Origin of the sequence: Gallaecimonas xiamenensis 3-C-1, assembly GCF_000299915.1 — a bacterium.
GTDB classification, from domain to species: Bacteria; Pseudomonadota; Gammaproteobacteria; order Enterobacterales; family Gallaecimonadaceae; genus Gallaecimonas; species Gallaecimonas xiamenensis.
The window spans coordinates 118,722-141,628 of record NZ_AMRI01000011.1; the positions used below are offsets into that span (position 1 = coordinate 118,722).

The 22,907-nt window shown below is 62.0% G+C and carries 21 protein-coding genes; 9 read left to right on the forward strand and 12 right to left on the reverse strand.

What is annotated here, in order from left to right:
- The first annotated feature begins 35 nt into the window (after positions 1-35).
- A complete protein-coding gene (gene nlpI / locus B3C1_RS09485; RefSeq protein ID WP_008484469.1) occupies positions 36-917 on the forward strand; it encodes a lipoprotein NlpI in 882 nt (293 codons plus the stop codon).
- Here nlpI and B3C1_RS19370 read toward each other — a convergent pair.
- Complete coding sequence (locus B3C1_RS19370; RefSeq protein ID WP_192813363.1) at positions 847-2,796, reverse strand: bifunctional diguanylate cyclase/phosphodiesterase; 1,950 nt, start codon at positions 2,794-2,796, stop codon at positions 847-849. The genes nlpI and B3C1_RS19370 overlap by 71 nt on opposite strands.
- A gap of 238 nt (positions 2,797-3,034) precedes the next feature.
- Here B3C1_RS19370 and B3C1_RS09495 point away from each other — a divergent pair, with 238 nt between their 5' ends.
- Positions 3,035-6,268 (forward strand): S41 family peptidase, encoded by a 3,234-nt coding sequence (locus B3C1_RS09495; RefSeq protein WP_008484472.1) that lies wholly within the window; start codon positions 3,035-3,037, stop codon positions 6,266-6,268.
- A 30-nt stretch (positions 6,269-6,298) separates the two neighbouring features.
- Here B3C1_RS09495 and B3C1_RS09500 read toward each other — a convergent pair whose 3' ends face one another.
- From B3C1_RS09500 to B3C1_RS09520, 5 genes are read right to left on the reverse strand one after another with little or no spacing between them, the layout of a single operon-like run.
- Positions 6,299-6,967 (reverse strand): SDR family oxidoreductase, encoded by a 669-nt coding sequence (locus B3C1_RS09500; protein ID WP_008484473.1) that lies wholly within the window; start codon positions 6,965-6,967, stop codon positions 6,299-6,301.
- Complete coding sequence (gene xni / locus B3C1_RS09505; protein WP_008484474.1) at positions 6,964-7,713, reverse strand: flap endonuclease Xni; 750 nt, start codon at positions 7,711-7,713, stop codon at positions 6,964-6,966. The genes B3C1_RS09500 and xni overlap by 4 nt, the downstream gene beginning before the upstream one ends.
- Positions 7,713-9,071, reverse strand: coding sequence for a nucleotide 5'-monophosphate nucleosidase PpnN (gene ppnN, locus B3C1_RS09510; protein WP_008484475.1), 1,359 nt, complete (start codon positions 9,069-9,071; stop codon positions 7,713-7,715). Before ppnN ends, xni begins: the two co-directional genes overlap by 1 nt.
- The gene (locus B3C1_RS09515) at positions 9,068-10,615 is read right to left on the reverse strand and encodes a GGDEF domain-containing protein (RefSeq protein ID WP_008484476.1); all 1,548 of its coding nucleotides are present in this window, start codon (positions 10,613-10,615) and stop codon (positions 9,068-9,070) included. The genes ppnN and B3C1_RS09515 overlap by 4 nt, the downstream gene beginning before the upstream one ends.
- Complete coding sequence (locus tag B3C1_RS09520; protein WP_008484477.1) at positions 10,612-12,768, reverse strand: tetratricopeptide repeat protein; 2,157 nt, start codon at positions 12,766-12,768, stop codon at positions 10,612-10,614. The genes B3C1_RS09515 and B3C1_RS09520 overlap by 4 nt, the downstream gene beginning before the upstream one ends.
- Positions 12,769-12,879: 111 nt before the next feature.
- Here B3C1_RS09520 and B3C1_RS09525 point away from each other — a divergent pair, with 111 nt between their 5' ends.
- The gene (locus tag B3C1_RS09525; RefSeq protein ID WP_008484478.1) at positions 12,880-14,631 is read left to right on the forward strand and encodes a M61 family metallopeptidase; all 1,752 of its coding nucleotides are present in this window, start codon (positions 12,880-12,882) and stop codon (positions 14,629-14,631) included.
- 34 nt (positions 14,632-14,665) lie between these two features.
- On the opposite strand, the gene queF is transcribed toward B3C1_RS09525, so the two are convergent.
- Positions 14,666-15,517, reverse strand: coding sequence for an NADPH-dependent 7-cyano-7-deazaguanine reductase QueF (gene queF, locus B3C1_RS09530; RefSeq protein WP_008484479.1), 852 nt, complete (start codon positions 15,515-15,517; stop codon positions 14,666-14,668).
- Positions 15,518-15,571: 54 nt separating this feature from the next.
- Here queF and syd point away from each other — a divergent pair, with 54 nt between their 5' ends.
- Positions 15,572-16,084: a SecY-interacting protein gene (gene syd, locus B3C1_RS09535; protein WP_008484480.1), complete on the forward strand. Its 513-nt coding sequence runs from the start codon at positions 15,572-15,574 to the stop codon at positions 16,082-16,084.
- Here the strand turns inward: syd and B3C1_RS09540 are convergent.
- From B3C1_RS09540 to B3C1_RS09550, 3 genes are read right to left on the reverse strand one after another with little or no spacing between them, the layout of a single operon-like run.
- Positions 16,065-16,835, reverse strand: a complete 771-nt coding sequence (locus B3C1_RS09540; RefSeq protein WP_008484482.1) for a Zn-ribbon-containing protein — start codon at positions 16,833-16,835, stop codon at positions 16,065-16,067. The two genes, syd and B3C1_RS09540, sit on opposite strands and share 20 nt — an antisense overlap.
- Complete coding sequence (locus tag B3C1_RS09545; protein ID WP_008484483.1) at positions 16,835-17,110, reverse strand: hypothetical protein; 276 nt, start codon at positions 17,108-17,110, stop codon at positions 16,835-16,837. Before B3C1_RS09545 ends, B3C1_RS09540 begins: the two co-directional genes overlap by 1 nt.
- Before the next feature lie 38 nt (positions 17,111-17,148).
- Entirely contained in the window at positions 17,149-17,379 is a 231-nt protein-coding gene (locus B3C1_RS09550; protein WP_008484484.1) for a DUF2789 domain-containing protein, read from the reverse strand.
- 75 nt (positions 17,380-17,454) lie between these two features.
- On the opposite strand from B3C1_RS09550, the gene B3C1_RS09555 reads away from it, so the two are divergent.
- A complete protein-coding gene (locus B3C1_RS09555) occupies positions 17,455-18,069 on the forward strand; it encodes a GNAT family N-acetyltransferase (protein WP_008484485.1) in 615 nt (204 codons plus the stop codon).
- 1,601 nt (positions 18,070-19,670) lie between these two features.
- On the opposite strand, the gene B3C1_RS09560 is transcribed toward B3C1_RS09555, so the two are convergent.
- Positions 19,671-19,964 (reverse strand): DUF3301 domain-containing protein, encoded by a 294-nt coding sequence (locus B3C1_RS09560; protein ID WP_008484486.1) that lies wholly within the window; start codon positions 19,962-19,964, stop codon positions 19,671-19,673.
- Positions 19,961-20,920, reverse strand: coding sequence for a DUF3549 family protein (locus B3C1_RS09565; protein WP_008484487.1), 960 nt, complete (start codon positions 20,918-20,920; stop codon positions 19,961-19,963). The genes B3C1_RS09560 and B3C1_RS09565 overlap by 4 nt, the downstream gene beginning before the upstream one ends.
- A 55-nt stretch (positions 20,921-20,975) precedes the next feature.
- Between B3C1_RS09565 and B3C1_RS09570 the strand changes: the two genes are divergently transcribed.
- From B3C1_RS09570 to B3C1_RS09585, 4 genes are all read left to right on the forward strand, one after another.
- Complete coding sequence (locus tag B3C1_RS09570; RefSeq protein ID WP_008484488.1) at positions 20,976-21,311, forward strand: YqcC family protein; 336 nt, start codon at positions 20,976-20,978, stop codon at positions 21,309-21,311.
- Entirely contained in the window at positions 21,311-22,069 is a 759-nt protein-coding gene (gene truC / locus B3C1_RS09575) for a tRNA pseudouridine(65) synthase TruC (protein WP_035481682.1), read from the forward strand. The genes B3C1_RS09570 and truC overlap by 1 nt, the downstream gene beginning before the upstream one ends.
- The gene (locus tag B3C1_RS09580) at positions 22,069-22,518 is read left to right on the forward strand and encodes a flavodoxin (protein ID WP_008484492.1); all 450 of its coding nucleotides are present in this window, start codon (positions 22,069-22,071) and stop codon (positions 22,516-22,518) included. Before truC ends, B3C1_RS09580 begins: the two co-directional genes overlap by 1 nt.
- A partial coding sequence (locus B3C1_RS09585; protein WP_008484493.1) for a PTS transporter subunit EIIC occupies positions 22,519-22,907 on the forward strand: 389 nt, incomplete at its 3' end.

Below are 22,907 nucleotides of genomic sequence, written 5' to 3' on the forward strand. Positions count from 1 at the left end.
AGGATGTATCCCATGCACGCGAAGAGAAATGGATTATGCGAAAGACACTGGCCATCCTGATCCCACTGATGTTGTTGGCAGGCTGCGCCTCCACGCTTCCTTCCCAAGGGGCCTCAAGCAGCCGCCTGCTGCTGGCCGAACCCCTGCCCATCCCCTTTCAGGCCGAAGTGGAACTGGCCCGCCTGGAAGAGATTTTGAACCGGGCCGATCTCAATGACGAACAGCGGGCTCAGATCCTCTACCGCCGTGGGGTGGTGTTCGATTCTGTGGGCCTCAAGGCCCTGGCGCGCCGGGATTTCAACCGCGCCGTCCAACTCAAGCCGGACATGGCCGACGCCTACAACTTCCTGGGGATCCAGGCCATTTCCGCCGAAGAATACGAGCAGGCCTACGAGGCCCTGGATGCGGCCATTGAGCTGGACCCCAAGCACGAGTACGCCTACCTCAACAGGGGCATAGCCCTTTACTACGGTGACAGGCCGGAGTTGGCGGTGCGGGATCTGGAGACCTTCCTGGCCCTGCAACCGAGCGACCCCTACCGGATCCTCTGGCTGTACCTGGTGGAAAAGGAAAAGACTCCGGTCGAAGCCAAGGCCAGGCTCGGCTACAACGCCACCAAGCTGCACGGTGACGTTTGGGCCAACCAACTGGTGGCGCTGTATCAGGGCAAGCTGAGCGAAGGGGCCTTCATCGATTCCCTCAAAGAAGGGGTGGACTCCAATCGCACTCTGGCTGAGCGCCTTTGTGAGGCCTACTTCTACCTGGGTAAGTTGCACCAGGCCCAAGGGGATACCGGCGAGGCCATCAACTTCTTCAAGCTGGCCCTGACCACCAATGTGCAGGACTTTATTGAGTACCGCTACGCACGTCTGGAGCTGATGCGGATGCGCCGGGACCTGGCTCAGAAGGCGGGTTGAAGCTGAGTTCTTCGGCCTTCTTGGGCCTGGCCAGATAGAACCCCTGCAGGTAATGGATCCCAAGGGCCTTGGCGATCCTTACCTGCTCTTCCACTTCCACTCCTTCTGCTACCACCTTCAATGACAATGCCCGTGCCAGACTGACCAGGGCCTCCACCAGGGCTTTGTCACGTTCTGATTCATGGACCCTGGCCATAAAACTCTTGTCTATCTTCAGGCAGTCCAGGGGCATCTGTTGCAGGTGCGACAGGGACGAATAGCCGGTACCGAAATCGTCAAGGGCGATACGCACCCCCATGTCTCGCAGCAACTGGATATTGGCGATACTGCCTTGCCAATCCTCCAGCAGCGCCGTTTCGGTTATCTCCAGCTGCAAGGAAGAGGAGGGCAGCTCTGAGGCCTGGATCAGCTCCCTGACCTTGTCGGCAAACTGCTGCTGGTGCAGCTGGCTGTGGGACACGTTTACCGATACCACTATGTCATGGCCCTGGTCGCGCCAGGCCTTGGCCTGAGCCAGGGCCTGTTCCAGCACCCAAAGGCCAAGGGGCAGGATAAGGCCGGTCTCTTCGGCCAGAGGGATAAACACATCCGGGGTGGCGTGGGGCCAGCGCAGCAGGGCCTCGGCCGACACCATACGCTGGCCATTGGCTTGGTAAATGGGCTGGTAGACCAGGCTGAATTCCCCGTGCTCCAGGCTGTGACGCAGCTTTTCTTCCAGCTCCAGCTTACCCAGCATGTTTTCATAGAGGCATTGGTCAAAGAACAGATAGCGGGAACGGCCAAGGTTCTTGGCCTGGTACATGGCCACGTCGGCACGCTGGATGAGCTCTTCGCCGTTGCCTGCGTCCTGGGGATAACGGGCAATACCGACGCTCACCGACAGGTAAAGTACATTGCCGGCCACATGGAAGGGCCGGGCAAAGCCCCGGGTCAGGCGGTCGGCGATGTGGGTGTTATGGTCGGTGCAGCTCTGATCCACCAGCAGCACGAATTCGTCGCCGCCGTAGCGGGCCAGCAGGGCACAGTCCCCCACCAGCTCCTTGAGGCGCTGGGCGGTCTCTTTCAGTAGTTCATCCCCGACACTGTGGCCCAGGCCGTCATTGACCCGCTTGAAGCCGTCCAGATCCAAAAACATCACCGCAAATTCGCGCTTCAGATCCAGGTGGCGGTAGAGGGTTTCGAGGAAGCTGAAACGGTTGGGCAGGCCGGTCAGCTGGTCTTCGTTGGCGCGGCGGGCCAGTTCATTTTCGAAGCGTTTGAGTTCGTTGCGATCGGTGACCAGTTGCGCGCGCATGTCCAGCAGGTGCTTGGTCAGGTGGTCCAGTTCGTCCTGGCTCTGTTTGAAATAGAGGGTAGGGGCCTCTTCCAGGTTGTCCAGGCGCAGCCCCTGGGCAAAGCGTGACAGCCGCAGCAGGCGCCGGGTCACCGTATATTGCACCAACCACAGCATCAGGCCTGAGAGGATCAGGGTGTAGAGGCTAAGGGTCCAGAAGGCGTCCCTGACCCTGTCCCAGGCGTATTGGCTGACGGCATCCTGGTCGAAGGCCACGTCCAACTGGCCAAGACGCCTGTTGTCCTGGCCTACCAGATCGTAGCGGTAAGCCAAAGGCGATTTGGGCGGCGTGCCCACCGCCAGGCTGAGATCCCCCTGGATAGCGGCATAAGCGGCGAACGGTTGCTGGATGAGGTTTTCCAGGTTGAGACGGGCCCTCTCCTCGTCAAAGTTCCAGATAGCGGCATTAAGGGCGGGCAGATAGCCCTGTTCTACCTGTTGGGCAGCCTGTGATACCTGTTCGGAGGCGACGCTCTTGTCCATCAGGTATTGAATGGGGATCAGCAGCAGCATCATGGCGAAGCTTAATCCCAAGGTCGACAGCATCAAGCGACGGCTCAGTTTGGCTTGTTGAGGGTAAGGCATTACTGACCTGGTAGGCGTTGCTCATCTTATTTCTACACTGATGCCTGATATGCCTTTCGTCAACATTTTGTTAACCCCTGTTGCTGCCTTTGACGCAGGGCTGGCTTTTTCGGCGGCTCGCCCCCCTGGGGATTCCCTGTGCCGGCCCTTAGGGGTAGCGTAGTCGGCAAAGGAAACGACCATAACAAGAGAGACTCCCATGAAGCTCAAGTACAGCGTCGGCTGTTGCCTGTTGGCCCTTGGCCTCAGCGCCCAGGCGGCCCCCGGTTACTACCGTGCTCCCGCCCTGAGTGGTGACACCCTGGTCTTCACCGCCGAGGGCGATCTTTGGACCCAATCCCTGGGCGCTGAAAAGGCTCAGCGTCTCACCACCCAGGCCGCCGAGGAAAAAGACGCGGCCCTGTCCAAAGACGGCAAGACCCTGGCCTACGTGGCCAACTACGAGGGCGCCGACGAGCTGTACCTGATGCCCCTTACCGGTGGCCTGCCCAAGCGGGTCACCTTCGAGCAAAGCCGGGTGCGGCTCCAGGGCTGGACGGCGGACGGCAAGCTACTGTACGCCACCGACAACAGCTTTGGCCCGGCCAATAGCTGGGTGCTGCGCCTGGTGGACCCAAGCAGCTTGGAAACCACCGATCTGCCCCTGGCCGACGCCGTGGAAGGCAGCCTGGATGCCAAGGGCCAGTATCTCTACTTCACCCGTTTTGGCCTGCAGGTCACCGGCGATAACGCCAAGGTTTACAAGGGCGGTGCCAAGGGCGTGTTGTGGCGCTACAAGCTCGGCAGCGACCAGGAAGCGGTGCAACTCAGTGCCCAAGATGCCGGCTCCGACCGCAACCCCATGGTCAAGGGCGACCGCCTCTATTACCTGTCCGACGCCGACGGCAACCCCAACCTCTGGTCCATGGCCTTGGACGGCTCCGACAACCGCCAACTGACTCACCACAAGGACTGGCAGGTCAAAGACCCCTACCTGGACGGGCAGCGCATCGTCTACCAACTGGGTGCCGATCTGCACCTCTATGACCTGGCCAGTGGCCAAGACCAGGCTTTGGCCATCAACCTGGTAGGCGACCAGCCCTATCGCCAGCCCCGCTGGCTCAAAGATCCCCTCAAGTACGCCACATCTGCCAAGCTGGCCCCCAAGGGCGACAAGGTGGTGATCACCGCCCGCAGCCATGTGGCCCTGGCCGGCATCGACGGCAGCCGCCTGGTGGAGCTGGCCCAGGCCCCCCATAGCCGGCTGCGCAGTGCCGTGGCCGACGCCGACGGCAAGTGGGTGTACGGTATCAGTGACGCCAGTGGCGAGCAGGAGATCTGGCGCTATGCCGCCGATGGCAGCGCCAAGGCCGAACAGCTGACCAAGGACGGCCAGACCCTGCGCCACAGCCTGGTGTTGTCCCCCAACGGCCGCCTGTTGGCCCATGACGACAACGACGGCAACCTCTGGCTGCTGGACCTTGCCAAGGGCAGTAACCGCAAGCTGCTCAGCCAAGGGGCTGGCCTTGGCCCCATTGGCGATATCAGCTGGTCCGGCGACAGCCGCTACCTGGCGGTGGCAGGCACTTTCCTTGGCAACGAGCGCAGCCGGGTCATGCTGCTGGACCTGGAAAAGGACCAGCAACAACTGTTGACCAGCGACAAGTACGAGTCCTTCTCCCCGGCCTTCAGCCCCGACCGAAAGTGGCTGTATTTCCTGTCCAACCGCGCCTTTAACGCCACCCCAGGCTCCCCCTGGGGGGACCGCAACATGGGCCCCATGTTCGACAAGCGTACCCTGGTGTTCGCCCTGGCCCTGGACCCCAAGGCCGCCTTCCCCTTCCAGGCCCCCAGCGAGCTGACCCAGGAGCCGCCGGCCAAGGGCAAGGCCCAACTGGAATGGGGCGGCATTGCCGGCCGCCTCTGGCAGGTACCGGTCGCTGCCGGTAATTACAACAAGCTCAGCGTCACCCCGGAGCGGCTCTATATGCTCGACAGCGACGCCAGGGGCAAGCAGGCCCTGATCAGCCTCGGCATCGACCGGCGCGCCCCCAAGCTGGATAAGGTGACCGACGACATAGCCGACTACGGCTTGTCGGCTGACCAAAAACAGCTGTTGGTGCGCAAGCAAAGCAAGCCCGAAGAGATGCTGGTGGTACCGGCGGCAGCCAGCCTGCCCAAGGATCTCAGCCAGGCCAAGGTGCAGGCAGGCCAATGGCAGTTGGCCCTGGCGCCGGCGGACGAATGGCAGCAGATGTTTGAAGACGCCTGGCTGATGCACCGAGATTCTTTCTATGACCCGGCCATGCACGGCCTGGACTGGCAAGCGGTCAAGGCTAAATACCAGCCCCTGGTAGCCAGGGTAGGGGACCGCTACGAGCTGTCCGACCTGCTGGGGCAGATGATTGGCGAGCTGGACGCCCTGCACTCCCAGGTCAGGGGCGGTGACCTGCCGGCCAACCCGGAAGCGGCCAAGGCCGCCGCCCTGGGGGCGCGCCTGACCCAGAGCAAGGACGGGGTGCGTATCGGCCATATTTTCGAAACCGATCCGGAACTGCCCGACCAGGCCGGCCCCTTGGCCAAACCCGGGGTCGACGTGCGCCAGGGGGACTTACTGGTGGCCATCAACGGCCGTTCGGTGAGCACCCTGGCCGAGGCCACCCTGGCCCTTCGTAACCAGGCGGGCAAGCAGGTGTTGCTGGGGCTGAAACGGGGCAACGCCGCCCTTGAGCAAATCGTCTACCCGGTGGACCTGGCCGCCCAGGCCAAACTGCGCTACCTCGACTGGGTGGAGCAAAACCGCCAGGCGGTAACCAAGGCCTCGGGCGGTAACATCGGTTATTTGCACCTCTATGCCATGGGCACCGGCGATATCGAGAGCTTTGCCCGGGAGTTCTATGCCAACTACCGCAAGGACGGCCTCATCATCGATGTGCGCCGCAACAGGGGGGGCAATATCGACTCCTGGGTCATCGAGAAGCTGCTGCGCCGTGCCTGGATGTTCTGGCAGCCCACCCATGGCGACGCCAACAGCAACATGCAGCAAAGTTTCAGGGGCCACCTGGCGGTGTTGACCGACCAGCTTACCTACTCGGACGGGGAAACCTTCAGCGCCGGTATCAAGGCCCTGGGCATAGCCCCTCTGATCGGTAAGCGCACCGCCGGGGCCGGGGTCTGGCTCAGCGGCCGCAATGCCCTGGCCGACGGCGGCATGGCCCGGGTCGCCGAATATCCCCAGTTCGCCCTGGATGGCCACTGGGTGGTGGAAGGGTACGGGGTGGAGCCGGACATGGAGGTAAGCAACCTGCCCCACGCCACCTTTAAAGGCGAGGACGCCCAGCTCAAAGCGGCCCTGGACTACCTGGCCAAAGTCCTCAAGGAGCAGCCGGTGGCGCCATTAAAGGCCAAACCCATGACCGGCCAGCCTAGGGCCAAAGACATTCTGGCCCGCTAAGCAAAAAGCGCCCCTCGGGGCGCTTTTTTGTTACCAGGGCAGGGGCTTGCCGTCGTAATTCAAAAAGCGCCCGGAATGGGCGGCATCCAGCTCCTGGATACGGGCGGTCAAGCCGGCCACACAACTTTGGGTGTCGATAAGGGCTCGGGGTCCGCCCATGTCGGTCTGTACCCAGCCGGGATGGTAGAGGCCAACTTTGATCCCGTCACCGGCCAAGTCCACCGCCAGGCTCTTGGCCACGGCATTGAGGGCGGCCTTGCTGGCCCGGTAGCTGTAATAGCCTCCTGAGCCGTTATCCCCCATGGAGCCCATCATGGAGCTGATAAACACCAGTTTGCGGGTGGGGGTGGCCAGCAGGTTGGGCAGCAGGGCCTGGGTCAGCAGCAGCGGCCCCAGACTGTTGACCTGGATGCTGTGGGCGAAGTTGAAAGCATCGACCTCGTCCAAGTCGCTCTCGGCATGGAGCACGCCGGCGTTGTGGATAATCAGGTCAAGGGGGGTGTCCCCCAGTGTCTTGGCCAGATCCAGTATCGACTGGTGTTGGGTCAGCTCCAGATGCTGTACCTGGACTCTCAAGGCACCGAGGGCTTCGCCGTGGCGTGGATTTCTGACGGTGGCTATCACCTGATGGCGTTTGGCGTAAAAGGCGGCCAGTTCCAGACCTATGCCACGACCGGCACCTGTTATCAGGATATTCATGGTTGTGCGTCTCCCCTTCGCAAGTCCGACAAGGCAAAAGGCAGGCTCAGATCGCCCTTGAGGCTGACCAGGCGCTTGGCCAGCAGGGCCGCCTCCCGGTTTGCCTGTACCTTCTGCACGGCTTTTTCATCAGCCTCAGCTGCCAGTATGTCAGCAAGATGACGATGTTGCTGAAGCAGGCTGCCGGCAGTCTTGGCGCCGACCCCGGGCACCCCGGGTACGCCGTTGGTGCTGTCACCGGTCATGGCCAGGAAATCACAAAGCTGCGACGGCCTGATGCCGAATTTTTGCTGCCAGTGCTCGCCGCCCAAAAACTGGCGGGCAAAGGCGTCGTATTGCACCACCCCGGCGTCCAGCAGCTGGGCATAGCCCTTGTCGGTGGACACCACTGCCACTGCCACCTGGTGACTGCGTGCCGCCAGGGCGATGGAAGCGATCAGATCGTCCGCTTCCTCGGCCTCGGGAAACCAGCTCTTCAAGCCAAGGTTCTGCCAGGCATTGGCGATATCCCCAAGCCTGGGGGCCAAGTCGGCCGGCATGGGACTGCGCCCGGCCTTGTACTGGGGGAAGACCTGGTAACGCCAGGACGGGGCGGCGCCGTCGAACACCGCCAGGGCATGGGTGGGAGACAGCTCGGCAGCGATCCGCTGCCAAGCGCTGTCGCAGGCCTTGACCACCTGGGCCGGGTTGGCGGCATGGAGGCGGCGGATCAGGTTCAAGGCGTCGATAAGGACCAGACGGGCCATCAGCTGCGGGCAATCTTGTAGCAGGGATGGTAGGCCGCACCGGGCAGTTTCATACGGCCCTGGGCCACGAAGTCTTTGAGCAGCCTGTCCATGTCGGCCATGATCTGGGCGTCACCGTCGATGATAAAGGGCCCGTGTTTTTCCACGGCGCGGATCCCTTGTTCCTTGACGTTACCTGCCACTATGCCGGAGAAGACCCGGCGCAGGTTGGCGGCCAGGGCCACCTTGCTCTGGTTGCCGTGCAGGTGTAGCTCGCTGATGTTCTCGTGGCTGGGCTCAAAGGGCAGCTGCAGTTCCGGCTCGATCTTGAGGGACCAGTTGAAGTAGAAGGCGTCTCCTTCGGCGCGGCGGTAGGCCAGCACTTCCGGCATGGCCCCCTTGAGGTGGCGTGCCACCAGGTCGGCATCGTCGATGATGATCTGGTAATGGTTGGCCGCCTCCGGGCCCAGGGTGGCGCGGATAAACTCGTCGAGCTTGGCAAAGTAGCTGGCGCTTTCCTTGGGACCGGTGAAGATCACCGGCAGGGTCTGCTTGCGGTTTTCCGGGTGCATCAGGATCCCCAGCAGGTAGAGGATCTCTTCGGCGGTGCCAACGCCGCCGGGGAAGACGATGATGCCGTGGGCCATGCGGACAAAGGCCTCCAGGCGCTTCTCGATGTCCGGCAGGATGATCAGCTCGTTGACGATGGGGTTGGGGGGCTCGGCGGCGATGATGGACGGCTCGGTCAGCCCCATATAGCGGGCGCCGCAGACCCGCTGCTTGGCGTGGCCTATGGTGGCGCCCTTCATGGGCCCTTCCATGGCGCCGGGGCCACAGCCGGTAACGATATTGAGCTCCCTCAGCCCCAGCTGGTAACCCACTTCATGGCAGTAGTTGTACTCGACGTCGCTGATGGAGTGGCCGCCCCAGCAGACGATCATGTTCGGGTCCGGGCTGGGTTTGAGGGCGCCGGCGTTACGCAGTATGGCGAACACCAGATTGGTGATGTGGCTGGCCTGGGTCAGGTTGAAGTCGTGCAGCATTTCCAGGTGGGACGAAACATAGAGGATGTCCCGCAGTACCGAGAACAGGTTCTCGTGGATACCGCGAATCAACTTGCCGTCCACGAAGGCTTCGTCCGGCGGGTTGACCAGCTCCAGCTTGACCCCCCGTTCCCGGCGCAGCACGTTGACCTCGAAGGTCTTGTATTTTTCCAGGATCTCTTTGCTTGAGTCGGTCTGGCTGCCGGAGTTGAGCACCGCCAGGCAACAATTACGGAACAGCTGGTAGAGGTTGGAACGGGAGCTGGCCTTGAGGCTGTCCACTTCCAATTGCGACAGCAAACTCATGCTGCCGATGGGGCTCAGTTGTATGATCATCCTTGCTCCTGCGTCAGGATCACCACCTGGTCCCGGCCGTTGTGTTTGGCCTGGTACAGGGCCTGGTCGGCCCGGTCGAAGGCGGTCATGGGTTGCTCCAGGGGCGACACTTCGGTGGCGCCGATGGAGATGCTGATGCGCACGTCCTCATCCTTGAATTTAAAGGGGATGGTGCGCACCGCTTCGCGAAGTTTGTTCAGCGGCCGCTCGATGTCGGTACCGCTCAGCTCGGGAAACAGGATCACGAACTCCTCACCGCCGAAGCGGGCGATAAAGTCGGTCTCCCTCAGGCTGCGGCGCAAGGTGTGGGCGATAAAACGCAAGGTCTTGTCGCCGGCACTATGGCCGTACTTGTCGTTGATTTCCTTGAAGTGGTCCACGTCCAGTATGGCCAGCCACAGGGGGTGGCCGAAGCGCTGCAGGCGCTTGTGTTCCACCGAAAGGCGCTCATCAAAGGCGGCGCGGTTGGGCAGCTGGGTCAGGCTGTCGTGGAGGCTGTCCACCCGCTGCTGGGCCAGGCGGTCCCGGTATTGCTGGGCCTGGGTTTCCAGTTCCGACAGGCGCTGCTGCATCTCCTCGAGATGCAAACGGTGCTGGTCGTTGATCTGCTGGTCCAGTTCCTGCTTTTGCGGCCACAGGGCGGTGAGCCTGGCCAGGCCCAGCTGCATGGCGGTCAGATCTTCGACGTCCAGGGCCTGCTGCAGCCTAGCCAGTTCTATGCCGACCTGTTCGTTGACGGCCATCTGCTCCTGGGTCTGGTGCCTGTGCTCTTCCAGGGCCAGGCTGGTCTTTTTGTGCAGGGCCAGCAGGCTGGCGCTGGCGGTGCTCAGGAACTGCTTGGCCAGGCGCCTTTCCAGGTCCAGGGTTTTGACCAGCACCTTTAGAAAGTCCAGGCACAGATCCAGCAGGGCTTCCTGGGGCATGGGGGACAGCAACTGGCGGCGGATCTGGTGCAGCTCGTGCTCGGCGCCGGACAGGTCCAGGCTGGACACCAGGGTCATCAGTTGGTCGAGGATCTCGCCGTCGCTGCTCTTGGGATGCAGTACGAAGTTATCGGGGCTGCGCCTTTGCAGGCTGACCACCTTGAGCAGCAGGCCCAGGGCGTCCTGGGTAACAGGAAGCAGACGGTACAGGGCCTGGCGGGGCAGGTGCAGGTCGCTCAGCAGGTTTTTCAGCTGGCGGCGAAGATCCCCTGGCAGGCCGATGATGTGGTGCAGTTGCTTGAGGGTGTCGCTGAGGCTGGTTTGCCAACCGGCCAGACGCTTTTCCTGGCGTTCCAGCTGTAGGCCGAGCTGGTCGTTGATCACCTGCAGCTGGGTCAGGCTGCGGCTCATCTGGTCCGGCGCCAGGGTCAGGCTGGATAGGCGCTGCAGGCTCACGTCCAACTCCGGGTCCAGGCCAAAGGCCAGCATGCTGACTTTCTGCAATAGCTGGCTGACCACCGTCAGCTGGCTTTGTACTTCTTTTTTCAGCTGCTCCTGCTGGCGCAGGCTCATCGACAGGCGTTCTCGCAGTTTGCCGTCGATGTCGATCGGTTCACTCATGACACGGGTAGGACCTCTGTAGATTCGGGCAATCTTACCCCGAAAGCCTCTTGCCGGGCAGTAAGTCGCTGCATTCTTTGCATTAATTCCCCGTAGGACAGGCCGACCACCTTGATGGTGCCGTTATGGATGGCTTCGGACAGGCTGGCCCTGATGGGCTCGGCCAGGGCCGAGGGCAGGGTGCAGCTTTGGCCGATCAGCCACAAGTCCGTATGGGGGCCTTCCACGCAGGCCAGGCTCAGGGCAAAGAGCAGGGTTTCCAGCACCGTCATACTGGTGCCGACCCGGGGATGGTAGGGCAGCAGCGGCAACAGGGTGCCGGCAAAGGTGACGTCGTCCATCTCAAGGGCGGTGCCCTCGGCGGCTTGGGCTATCACCTGGCGCAGCCGCTGGGTCAGGCCTTCTTCCCGGCCCGGTCCCGGGCCCGGCAGCACGAACAGCAGATAGTCCCGTGACGGCTGCACCAGCAGGCGGGCCTCCGGCAGGGCCTGGGTCAACTTGTCGGCAAAGTCGCCAAGGGCCTGGCGGCTGGCCTGGAAGCCCAGGGTCTCGTAGGCCAGGGCCATACCCGGCAGGTAACACATCACCGCCGCCAGGGGCTGTTGGTGGGCCTGGTTGGCGCTGAGGTTACCCAGGTCCATGGCCAGGCGCAGTTCGGCCAGCAGGTTGTCCCCTTCTTTGAAAAAAGCGTTGATGTTGAGAAAACCGGTGGCCGGGTGCTGGTGGCGCTGGTTGCGGCCCTTACCCTTGTTGCGCCGCTGGCGCTTGATGGCCCAGAGCGGGCCCAGCAAGCCCAATCCCAGTCCCAAGGCCCCGGCCAACGCCAGCCAGTAAGGGGACAATCCCTGTGTCTTGGGGGGCGGGGCAGTGGGAGGCGCCACGACCTGCACTGTTACCTGCTCGGGAAACTGGGGGAGCTGGTTTAGCCCTGCCAGTTCTTTAGCCAGGCTAAGAGCCTGGTGGTATTGCTGTTTTTGCTCATAGATATCGATAAGGGCGCTGATGGTCTGGTGCTGCAGATCCCGCTCCACCGTCGGGTTGGCGTGAATGCCGGCCAGGGCCTGCTGCAAGGCCGTGATGGCTTTGTCCTGTTGCTTTTTGGCCAGGTAAAGCTGGGCCAGTTGGTAATGGACCTTGGGCAGGTAGAGCCCGGCCTGGGCTTCTTCCAACAAGGTTTGGGCCTGTTTGAGCAGGGTTTCGCTCTTGTCGAGCTTGCCGATGATGCGGTAGGTCTGGCCCAGGTCGAGCATCATCCGTCCTGTGGTGACCTTGTCCTTATTGCGCTTGGCGATGTCCAGGGCGTTATAGAATTGGACTATGGCCAATTCTGGGCGGCCGCTGGCCACCATCAACTCCCCCAGGTAGCGAAAACAGGCGGTGATATCGCCGTCGGCCTGGATGCTTTCGAAAATGCCCAGGGCGTCCATCAGCAGCTGTTCGCTTTGCTGGTATTGGCCCAGGCTCATGTAGATCACCCCCTGGCGGCTCATGGCCCTGGCCTGGTGGCGTTTTTCCCCCAGTTGCTGGGCTTCCAGTTCGGCTTCCTTGAGCAGGGTCAGGGCTTTGGCCGGTTCATTCTGGCGCCGGGCCAGGGCTGCTTCCAGCAGCTTGAGGTCCAGGTAGATGTTGTTGCGGGCGCCCAGCTTGGCAAAGCGGTAACTGTCGTTGATCAGGGAGCGGGCCCGTTCCAGATCGCCGTTGAAGGCATAGGCGTTGGCGGCGTTGGCGGTGATCTCGCTGCAATATTGGTAGGCGTGCAGCTGGTTGAAGGGGCGGCAGTAACTCATGGCCTCTTCCAGCAGCGGCAGCGCCTGATTGAAGCGGTCACGGCCCATGGCGACGTTGGCCCGCAAGAAGGCGTAGTCGGCCTTTTGCAGGGGGTCGGTGCTGTCGCTGCTCAGGCGCTTGAGTTCAACCAGGACAGCGTCCATCACTCCCTTATCGCTGTTGTTGGCCAATATGGCCCAGCCTTTTAGCAGCGCGGCCTGGAAGGCCAGCGTGCCAGCGCTGTCGTCGGCCAGTACCTGGTCGGCCAGGCGCAGGGCATTATTCGGGTGTTCAAACACATCCAGACGGGCGTTGAACAGGGATTCCTGGTCCAAAGCCTGGACCGGGAGTGCCAACAGCAGCAGGGTAAGCAAGCCTCTTTTCATGTCCGTTTTATCGTTGTCCTTGTACTGGCGGTCGAGGCGCCGTTGTATGGCGGGGCACAATTGCTACCATAGCCGGCTCATACAACAAGCATAATGACCATGAGACGCCCCATGAAACCCCTTTTGCCATTTTTGTTCAGTGCCTTGAGCCTGTCGGTGCAGGCCGAGGTCCAGTACCAGATGACCATGAGCGACCCGGCCCACCATCTGGCCGAGGTCGAGATGACCCAAACCAAGGGGCAGGGCAGCCTGGATCTGATGTTGCCCGTTTGGCGCACCGGCCGCTACGAAATACTCGACCAGGCCAACAGCATCCGCGCGCTCAAGGCCAGTATCGACGGCGTTGAAGTACCGGTGCAGAAGGTCGACAAGAGCACCTGGCGGGTGGACTCGGCCAAGGCCGGTACCCTCAAGGTCAGCTACCAGCTTTACGCCAATCGCCTGGGTGACCGCCTGCATCATATCGATGACAGCCACGCCTTTATCGACGCCAGCGGCGCCTTCCTTTACAGCGCCGACCAGCGCCAGCAGCCTTTGACCGTCAACCTTTCCGTACCCCAGGGCTGGAACTCGGTGTCGGGCATGGAAAAAATCGGCAGCCACGGCTTCAAGGCTCCCAATTATGACGTGCTTATCGACTCCCCCATCGAAACCGGGCTGCACAAGAGCTATGAGTTCCAGGCCGGCGGCAAGGACTACCAACTGGTGATCTGGGGCGAGGGTAACTACGACGGCCAGCAGATGGCTGACGACCTTGAAAAAATGGTGACCGCCAGCCAGGCCATCTGGCAGGGCTACCCCTTTGACCGCTATGTATTCATGGTGCATGCCACCAATGGTGAGCGGGGCGCCACCGAGCACCTCAACTCCACCATTATCCAGACCAGCCGTTACAACTTCGCCCCCCGCGAATCCTACCTGCGCTTTTTGGCTACCGCCGCCCACGAGTTCGTGCACACTTGGAACGTCAAGGCCTACCGGGGCGACGGCCTGGTGCCCTATGACTACCAGCAGGAAAACTACGCCAGCCTGCTGTGGCTGGCGGAAGGCTCTACCAGCTACTTCCAGAACCAGCTGCTGCTGCGCTCCGGCCTGATGACCCCCCAGGAGTACTTCAAGGTACTGGGTAAGTCCATCACCGCCTTTAAAGCCAACCCCGGCCGTTTCAGCCAGTCGGTATCCCAGGCCTCCTTTGACAGCTGGATTGAAAAAGGCGGCGACTACGGCCACAACTTCAGCGTCAACATCTACTCCGAAGGGGCCTTGGTGTCCTGGCTGCTGGACGCCGACCTGCTCAAGCAAAGCGCCAACAAGGTCAGCTACCGTGACCTGCACCAGCGTCTTTTTGCCAAGCACGCCATCCCCGCCACCTTTGACGACAACACCCTGCTGACCGAGCTCAAGGACCTGTCCGGCAAAGACTATGGCGATTTTTGGGCCAAGCGGGTCAAGGCGCCCCTGGGGGACCTGGACTTCGACGCCCTGCTGGACCAGTTCGGCCTGGCCCTCAAGGCCGGCGACCCCAGCCCCTACACCGGCCTAACCCTGGACCCCACCGGCAAGGTGCTGGGCGTGGATAAGGGCAGCCCGGCCTGGCAGGCCGGCTTGAGCGACGGCGACCTGCTGGTGGCGGTGGACGGCCTTCGGCTGCAACCCGGCAGCTTCGAGGCCCGCCTCAAGGACTTCAAGACCGGCCAAAGCCTGGCGCTGACCTTCTTCCGCCGCGACCAGCTGCAACAGCTGCCGCTGGTGCTGGCCGAGCGCCCCGCTGACTACCAGGTAGAGGTGGTGAAAAAGCCGAGCCGGGCCCAGAAGGCGGCCTTCAAAGCCTGGTTGGGAATTGACCTGCCCAAGGCACAGTAAGCAAAAAGCCCGCAGCAGCGGGCTTTTTTGTGCCTTATTGGCGGGGCAGCCTGGGGTTGGCCACTGCCATGTCACTGCTGGCACGCCAGGGGTTGATATCCAGGCCCCCCCGGCGGGTGTAGCGGGCATAGACCATCAAAAAGTCGGGTTTGAGGCGCTGCCACAGATCCCAGTAGATGCGCTCCACGCATTGCTCGTGGAATTCGTTGTGCTGGCGAAAACTGATGAGGTAGCGCAGCAGCTTTTCCCGGTCGATTTTCGGGCCCCGGTAGTGGATCTGCAGCGAACCCCAGTCCGGCTGGGAAGTGATAAGGCAGTTGGATTTAAGCAGGTGGCTGACCAGCTTTTCTTCCACCTGCTCCTGGCCGCCCAGGCCGTCTAGCAGGGCCGGGTCGAACTGATAGTCGCTGACCTCGATATCCAAGTCGTCAATGCAATGGCCCTCAAGAGCCGCCAGGGGCATGGCGCCAACATCGCCTGGGCCGTAGAGGCTGACCAGGGCCTGGCCGCCGGCGGTGGCGCTCAAGTCCTTTTCCAGGGCGGCCTTGACCGCCTCGAGGCTGTCAAAACGGCTTTGGTTGAAGCTGTTGAGGTAGAGCTTGAAGGACTTGGACTCCACCAGGTTGGGGCTGCTGGCGGGAAAACGGAACTGGGCCAGGGCCACCACGGGTTTGCCCTTGGCATTGAGCCAGGACAGCTCGTAGCCGTTCCAGATATCCTCACCGACGAAGGGCAGGCTGTCCCCCAGATCCAGGCTGTCCCTGTTGAGGCTGCGGGGCACGGCGTGCAGCTGGCCGGGGTCGTACTGGTCTTGGTAGGCCGTGGTCTTGCCCAGGGGCAGATCGGCCAATTCCTTGGCACCGTGGTAAAGGGAGTTCTTTGGCATTGGCTTGGGCCTTGGCTAAACTGGCCTGCCATTGTATCCCAAGAGCCCGCCCCTATGGACAGCCTCAATGCCCTGGAACGCCTTTTTGCCCGCCTGAGTCAGGACAATCCCTGTTGGCGCTACCAGCCCGACTCCGACTGGCCCTCTCCTTGCGAGGGGGATGGCCGCTGGCACCCGGTCAAGCGGGACACCCCGGCCGATTTCACCGGCCTGGAGGCGGCCCTTGGCCTGACCCTGCATCCCAGCATCAAGGCCTATTTCGGCCACTATTTTATGGAATACCTCAAGGTCAGCCATGCCAGGGGAGAGGTGGAGCTGCTGGGGGCCTGGAACGAGCAGGATTTTGAGCGGCTGCAGCAAAACCTGATTGGCCATGTGCTGATGAAGCGCCGTCTCAACCAGCCGGTCACCCTCTTTATTGCCTGCACCGACGACGACAACTTTATGCTCAGCGTCGACAACCAGAGCGGTGAGGTGGTGCTGGAGCCGGTCGGCCAACCGGCCCAGGACGTGTTGGCCCCCTCACTGGCCGCCTTTCTCGACAGCCTTACTGAAAGTCCCAGCTGAGGTTGGACACCAGCCGGCAGTCGTCGCATTTGAAATCGATGATGCCGTGCAGGGTCTCGGCCAGCCGCCAGGGTTGGCCGCAGCCGGGGCAGGGCCTGTGCTGCTCTGCCTCCAGGCTTTCACCCCCCACCCGGTACAGGTAGTAGTAGGTGGGGATCTGGGTCAGGTACTGGATGCGCTTGGCAAAGTCGCAGCCGCGCCGGCCCAGGGGGCTCTTGGGATCCCCCAGTTCCTGCAAGGCGGCCTGCTCGGCGCTGACCCCGTTCATCTGCAATTGATCGCAGGCCATCCAGTCGTCCTGCCAGCGCAGCAGCAGCTTATGGTCGCCGTTGGCGATGGCCGGTACCCGGTAGAGGGGAATGGGAGCCAGGGTGTCGCCGCTGCGTAGCGGGCTGCAATTGTGGACGAAGGTGGCGTAGAGCAGTTGCCAGGACGGCGCCTGATCTTCGGCTGTGGTGTCGGAGAACAGGTCGCGCCCCAGCAGCTTGATGCGCGGCTGGGTCAGGCCGGCTTCGGCCAGCCGGGCCAGGGCATGCTTGCCGGCCGGCGACAGGTAGCGGGGGTGGAGGCTGTCTTGCTCGGGGCAGACTACCCGCAGGTTCAGGCTGCCGTCGCGGATCCAGGTAGGCAGTTCCCGGCCCAATACCTGCCCCTGGTGGCGCCAGGCGTCAAAAAGGCGCATCACAGCCCCTTCCACCAGGTGCACCTGGCTGTCTTCAAAGAGATCGAAGGTCACGTCCAAGAGGTACATCAGTTTTCCTCTAAATCGATGCCGTGGCGTTTGAGGGCGGCCTGGTAAGGAGCCAACTGCTTGGCCACATAGTCTTGTATCCAGGCCAATTGTGCCGGGCTGAAGGGGGCCAGGGGCTGGGCCTCGGGCAGGCTGTCCACCTGCTCACCCTGCAGGGCCTTGATAATAAGCGGCAAGGGAACGGGGGAGCGCAACCTGGCCTTGACCAGGGCCAGGGTCGGCTTTCGCCCCTCCTGTTTGAGGGCGTTGATGACGTCGGTCAGTTCGTTGGACATGGGGGCTCCTCGGCAGGGGAGCCCTATGATCCACAAAATCAGCGCAAACGCACGTTCAACTCGTCAATGCACTCGGCCCAGTCCGAGTCATCCCGCAACCCCTCCCGCAAGAAGGCGGCCTGGGAGCGGCTCCAAAAGGGAGCGTCGGCCAATTGGGTACGGGCATTAAGGCCCTGGTGGCTGGCGATAAAGCCTTCTATTTCATTGTGGGTACTGGGTAACCCCAATTGGGCAAAGAGATCGTGCAATGAATGAACGGGTTGTTCCATGATGAGGGCCCTCTTTGTTGCGAAATCGTTGATATGGCGCTAGCGTCATAGCGTGCCGACCCTGGAGACGTCGCCGTGACCCAAGCCCTGAACCAAGCGTATCAACTGACCTGGCTGACTGCCGAAGATTTGCGCCAAGCCGGCAGCATTTTGTTCCAATGCTACCGGGACGATCCCCTCTTTATGGCGCTGTTCGACGCCAAACACCCCGATTATGAAAAACGGCTACGCTCGTCCATCCGCGACGAGCTGCAACACCTATGGCAGGGCCAGCATCGGCTGTTGGGCTGCTTTGAAGGGAGCAGTCTATTGGGGCTGGCCTGCCTGGTCAGTGAACCCCAGGGCACCCATAAACTTTGGAGCTGGCGGCTGTCGATGCTGCTCACGGCCGGCCTTGGCACCACCCAGCAATGGCTGACACTGGAAAAGCGCTTGGTGGATGAAATCGGCCTGGCGCGTTTTGATTGGTTGGCTTTTGTGGCCGTCTCCCCTGCTTATCGCCAGCAGGGGCTGGGCCAGATGCTGATTGAAGGGGCCAGCAAGGCGGCCCGGCAGGCCGGGCAAGGGTGCCTGGCCTTGTTGCTGAGCCGGCCGCAGGAGGGGGGCTTTTTCCTGAATCAGGGTTTTGTCCCCCAGAGCCCCCTGACCTTGGGCGAGTTGGAAGTCGCCCTGTGGCGAAAAGATCTCTGACCCGGACTGCTGAAAGCGTAGCCAATATGGCCACGGGCCGCCGCTATTGGGCTCAAGGGCGTAAGCCCGATGACGTTGAGACAGAATAAGAGGTCGCCCATTTGGAAAAGCCGTGTAAGAGATCTCTCACAAAGGGGTGGGCCTTTGCCGCTTCCTGGCGTCGGCCTTAGTCTGCGCTACTCACATCAATATTATTTAAATCAATGAATTAGGCTTTATTTTTGGTTCACCTTAGGTGTTCTTGCAAAGGCTGACACCGGCTGCATGGCCTTGTTCGAGCCTGCCGTTGAGGTAATCTTATTCACGTCGGCAGGACGCTGGCACAAGGATGAAGGCAAGGACGACACCGCAGGATGCGGTAACCCTCAGGACGAGGTGGCGAAGCAGGACGCTTGGCCAGGTAAGGATACCGAACAGGACAACGGCAGGACGCCGTATAAAGGACACCCCAAGGATAGGGGCGCATCAAGGACCGATGCAAGGAGCATGCAGCGCAAGGAATCGACACCGAGCCGCTCTCGCCGGGATGGGGAAACCCCTCCCGGCTCTTCTTTTTTTGGGCCCCCAGTTTTTCTTCCTCAGCTGGCCAGGGAGGTGATTGCACTCCCTCTTTGTGCGAGATCTCTTACATAGCCTTGGGCATTTGCCCCTTTGTACTGGTGGTCAAGGCGTAGCCGATTCAGGCAGTATCAATGAAAACAATACATTAGCCTTTAACTGCCGTTCATTTCTGAGGACAGGCCAGCCCAAGGGGCGGCAAAAGGCCATTGAGAATGGGCCCCCAAAGGCTAATCTTTTACCTGTCGGCAGGACGCTGGCTCAAGGATGAAAGCAAGGACGACACCGCAGGAAGCGGTAACCCTCAGGATGAGGTGGCGAAGCAGGAAGCTTGGCCTGGTAAGGACACCGAACAGGACAACGGCACGGAGCCGCATCAAGGAAATCCCAAGGACAGGGAGCATCAAGGATTGATGCAAGGAGCACATAGCGCAAGGAATCGACATCCAAGCCGCTCTCGCCGGGAAGGGGAAACCCTTCCCGGCTTCTTGTTTTTGGGGCCCGCTAAAGCGCCTACGGCTATCCGGCTTTTCCCTGGGCTTAGCCCCTTTGGGCCCCCCGCCAGTGGCTGTGTGCGATATGGCTTACAAGGCTGTAGGTGAACAACGCCAATTTCCTGGCCATGTCATTTGATACGTATTGTATTTAAAGGCTTTTTTATTTTTCTGTTCAGGCAGAGCCTGGCCAAAGGGCCCGTGGCACCCTTGAGTGAGGCCTTGGCTGAGGTAAGCTTTATCACGTGGTCAGGACGATCACAGGGACAGGGCCAAGGTTGGCGGGTTTCGAGGAACGAAGCCCCAGGAGATGGCCAAAGGGATAATGGCAGGACGCCAGGCCACCGCAAGGATGCAAGCCAAGGACAGGCGGCGCCAGGGACAGGGCAAGAGGCCCGGGCCAAAAGGACGACACTCAGGACGAGTTGGACAAGGACAGCGGCGGCAGGAAGCTGCGCAGCCTTCGGGATGAAGGGGCAGGATGCCGGGTACAAGGACAGACCATTGTGTTACGCGCCGGCCAGGGAGACTTGACCGGCGCGCCGCTTTTTAGGGGGCCTGCTCCCGCATCACCGGCCAGGTGACATTGAGCAACTGGCGACCGCGCATCACAAATTGCGCCTGATACCTGTCCTGGGGTGCCAGGCTAAAATCCATCACATAGACATGCAACAAACCTTGGCGGGTCAGACGCCGGGTTTGTAGCGCCACTTCCAAGAGTTGCACTTGCTGCTGGCGGCATAGCCGGGCTGCGCAGACCCGTGCCCATTCCTCCTGCTGGCGCAGCCGCCAAAAGCCCCAAAGGACCAAGGCGGTCAGCAGGATAAGCAAGGTACTGCTCAAAACAGCTTACCCAAGGCGGTGGCCAGGGCCTCGGAGCGGTTGGGGTCTCGCAGCTTGGCCAGCACCTTTTGCCGCAGGGTCGGCAGCATCACCAAGTCGGCAAAGAGGGCGCCAAAATGGCGGCCCTGATCGCAAGCAGCGGCTGCTTCCAAAAAGGCGCCCAGGCGTGCCTCCTGTTCCAGGCTTTCCCAAAGTCGGCCGGCCACCACCAGCAGCCCCTGAACATCCCCCGTTGCCAGCAGCCTATCGGCTGCCTGGTCCCGATAGGGGCTTTGTCCCAAGGCCCGGGCCAGGGGCAGGGGAGCCTGGTCAAAGCGTTGCCAGAGGCTGTCGGCAACGGCGCCCTCAACGGCATGGCTTTCCAGCTGCACTGCCAGTGGGGCCAGCACCTCCAAGGGGGCCTTGGCCAGGAAGGGGGCAAACCAGTCGGCTTGCCTGTCCCTGGCCACCAGGTCGGCCAGGCCTTGCAGGCCCAGGCGCTGCCAGCCGTCCAACTGGCCTCTGGCATAGGCGGCCGCTTCTTCGTAATAGATGGACGCCCCTTCACCCAGATAGAGTCGGGCCAGGCTGTGGAAGGCCGCTCGCTTTTCCTCGCTGGGTACAAAGGTGTAGGGATTGTCCGGCAGGGCATCCTTGCCTTCTTGCATGGCAGCCAGCACCTGGGCCATGAACTGGGCAGCCTGGCCCTGGTTAATCAGCCCTTGCTCGTCCAGCCCCAGGCGCACAAACCACACGTAGGGCTGCTCCTGCCAGAACAGGATGCCCAGCCAGGCTTGGCGCTGCAGGGGATAAGGGTAGGGGCGCTCGCCCCTGGCACAGGCAGTAAAGCTGTCCTGGGGCAGAGGACAGACGCGGCGGCCCAGGTCGAAGATCTGGTAACGGGCGCCGCTGGCGTCGAGGAAATCGGCCAGGTTGGTCAGTTCCATGAAAGGGGGCTCGTCTGGAAAAAGGGTCATTATAGGGAGCCTGGCTTTGCTATCCTAGACACCCTGTTTGACCGAGGAAGATTTCATGGCAGATATCAATCAGCGTGCCCTGGCGCTGATGGGGCAAATTGAGATGGAAATGCGCCTGCACCGGCTTTGGGCCGACACGGCGCCCAGCGACCAGGCCCTGGCCAGCGTCGAGCCCTTTGCCGTCGATACCCTGAGCTTTGAGCAGTGGGTGCAGTTTATCTACCTGCCCAAGTTGAAGGTGATGCTGACCCTGGGCCAGGCCCCCAGCAATGTCTGCGTCTGCCCCATGGCAGAAGAGTCTTGGCGCCACCATGGTGAGCGTCTCAATCCGCTGCTGGACTTGGTCGCCGATCTTGATGAGCTGCTGAGCGGCAAGCGCGTGCGCGAATGATGCTACCCATCTGTTACCAGGACGAGCACCTGGTGGTGATCGACAAGCCCGCCGGGCTCTTGGTGCACCGCTCCAAAATTGCCTCCGGCGAGCGCCGCTTTGCCATGCAGATGCTCCGTGACCAACTGGGCCAGCACGTGTTCCCGGCGCACCGCCTGGACAGGCCCACCTCGGGGCTGCTGCTGTTTGCCCTGTCGAGCGACGTGGCCCGGCAGCTGACCACTCTGTTTACCGACAGGGCCGTAAAGAAAAGCTACCTGAGCCTGGTCCGTGGCTGGGTCAAGGAAGGGGGGCTGCTGGATTATCCCCTGGTGGAAGAACATGACGCCGTCATGGGCCAGCCGCGCCTGGAAAAAAGTGCTCAGGACGCGGTAACCGCCTATGCCCCCCTGGCCCATGGGGAGCTGCCTTTTGCGGTGGGGCGCTATAATACGGCCCGCTATAGCCTGATGGCCTGCTCTCCCAAAACGGGACGGCGCCACCAGCTGCGGCGCCATTTTGATCACCTGCGCCACCCCATCATCAACGACACCACCCATGGGGACGGTAAGCATAATAAGTTTTTTCGCGAACAGATGGCCTTTAACGAACTGGGTTTGCGGGCCTGGCGCCTGAGTTTTACCCACCCAGTCACCGGCCAGGCTCTGGATATCCGGGCGCCGCTGCCTGATAGCTGGCAAGCACTGTTCACCCAATTTGGCTGGAATGGCCAGGCCCTGATGGCCGACGCCGACAGCTGGCATGACAAGGAGTATTGATGGCACGGATACATGTGGTATTCGGCTCTGTGTACGGCGCCGCCGAGCAGCTGGCCCAGACCCTCACCCAAACCCTGACCGGCAAGGGGCACCAGGCGGTGCTGTTTGACAATCCGGATCTGGCCGGGGTTATCCAGGACAGGCCCGACGCCCTGCTGGTGGTGACCTCCACCACCGGCCAGGGGGACATCCCCGACAACCTGGTGCCCTTTTTCGTGGCCCTGAAAGACGCCTTCCCCATGCTCAATGGCCTGCCTTACGGGGTCGTTACCCTGGGCGATTCGAGCTACGGCGACACCTACTGCGGCGCCGGTGAGCAGTTCGACACCCTGCTGGACGAGCTGGGCGGCCATGCCGTTAGCGCGCCGCTGAAAGTGGATGCCTGCGAAACCCTGGACCCGGAAGGGGACGCCTTGCCCTGGCTCGACAACTGGAGCGCCGCCCTTTAAGTGAGCAAGGTCCTCTTCGCCAGGGCCCAACGCTTGGGCCAAGCCCTGATGCTGCCGGTAGCCATACTGCCGGCGGCAGGGTTGGTGCTGGGGTTGGGGGCAGCCAGCCCCCACTGGTGGTCGCCGGCCTTGTCGGCCTGGCTTTACCAGACCGGCGACGCCGTCTTTGCCCACCTGGGCTTGCTGTTTGCGGTGGGGGTGGCCACCGGCCTTAGCCGCAACGACGGCAGCGCCGCCTTGGCGGCGGTGCTGGCCTATCTCATCACCAACGCGGGACTGGACGCCTTTGCCGGCGGCCCTGTGGATACCGGGGCGGCCGGGGGGGTGCTGGTGGGGCTGATGGTGGCCTACGTGGCTTCCTTTAGCCGCCATTGGCAGGCGCCCGCGGC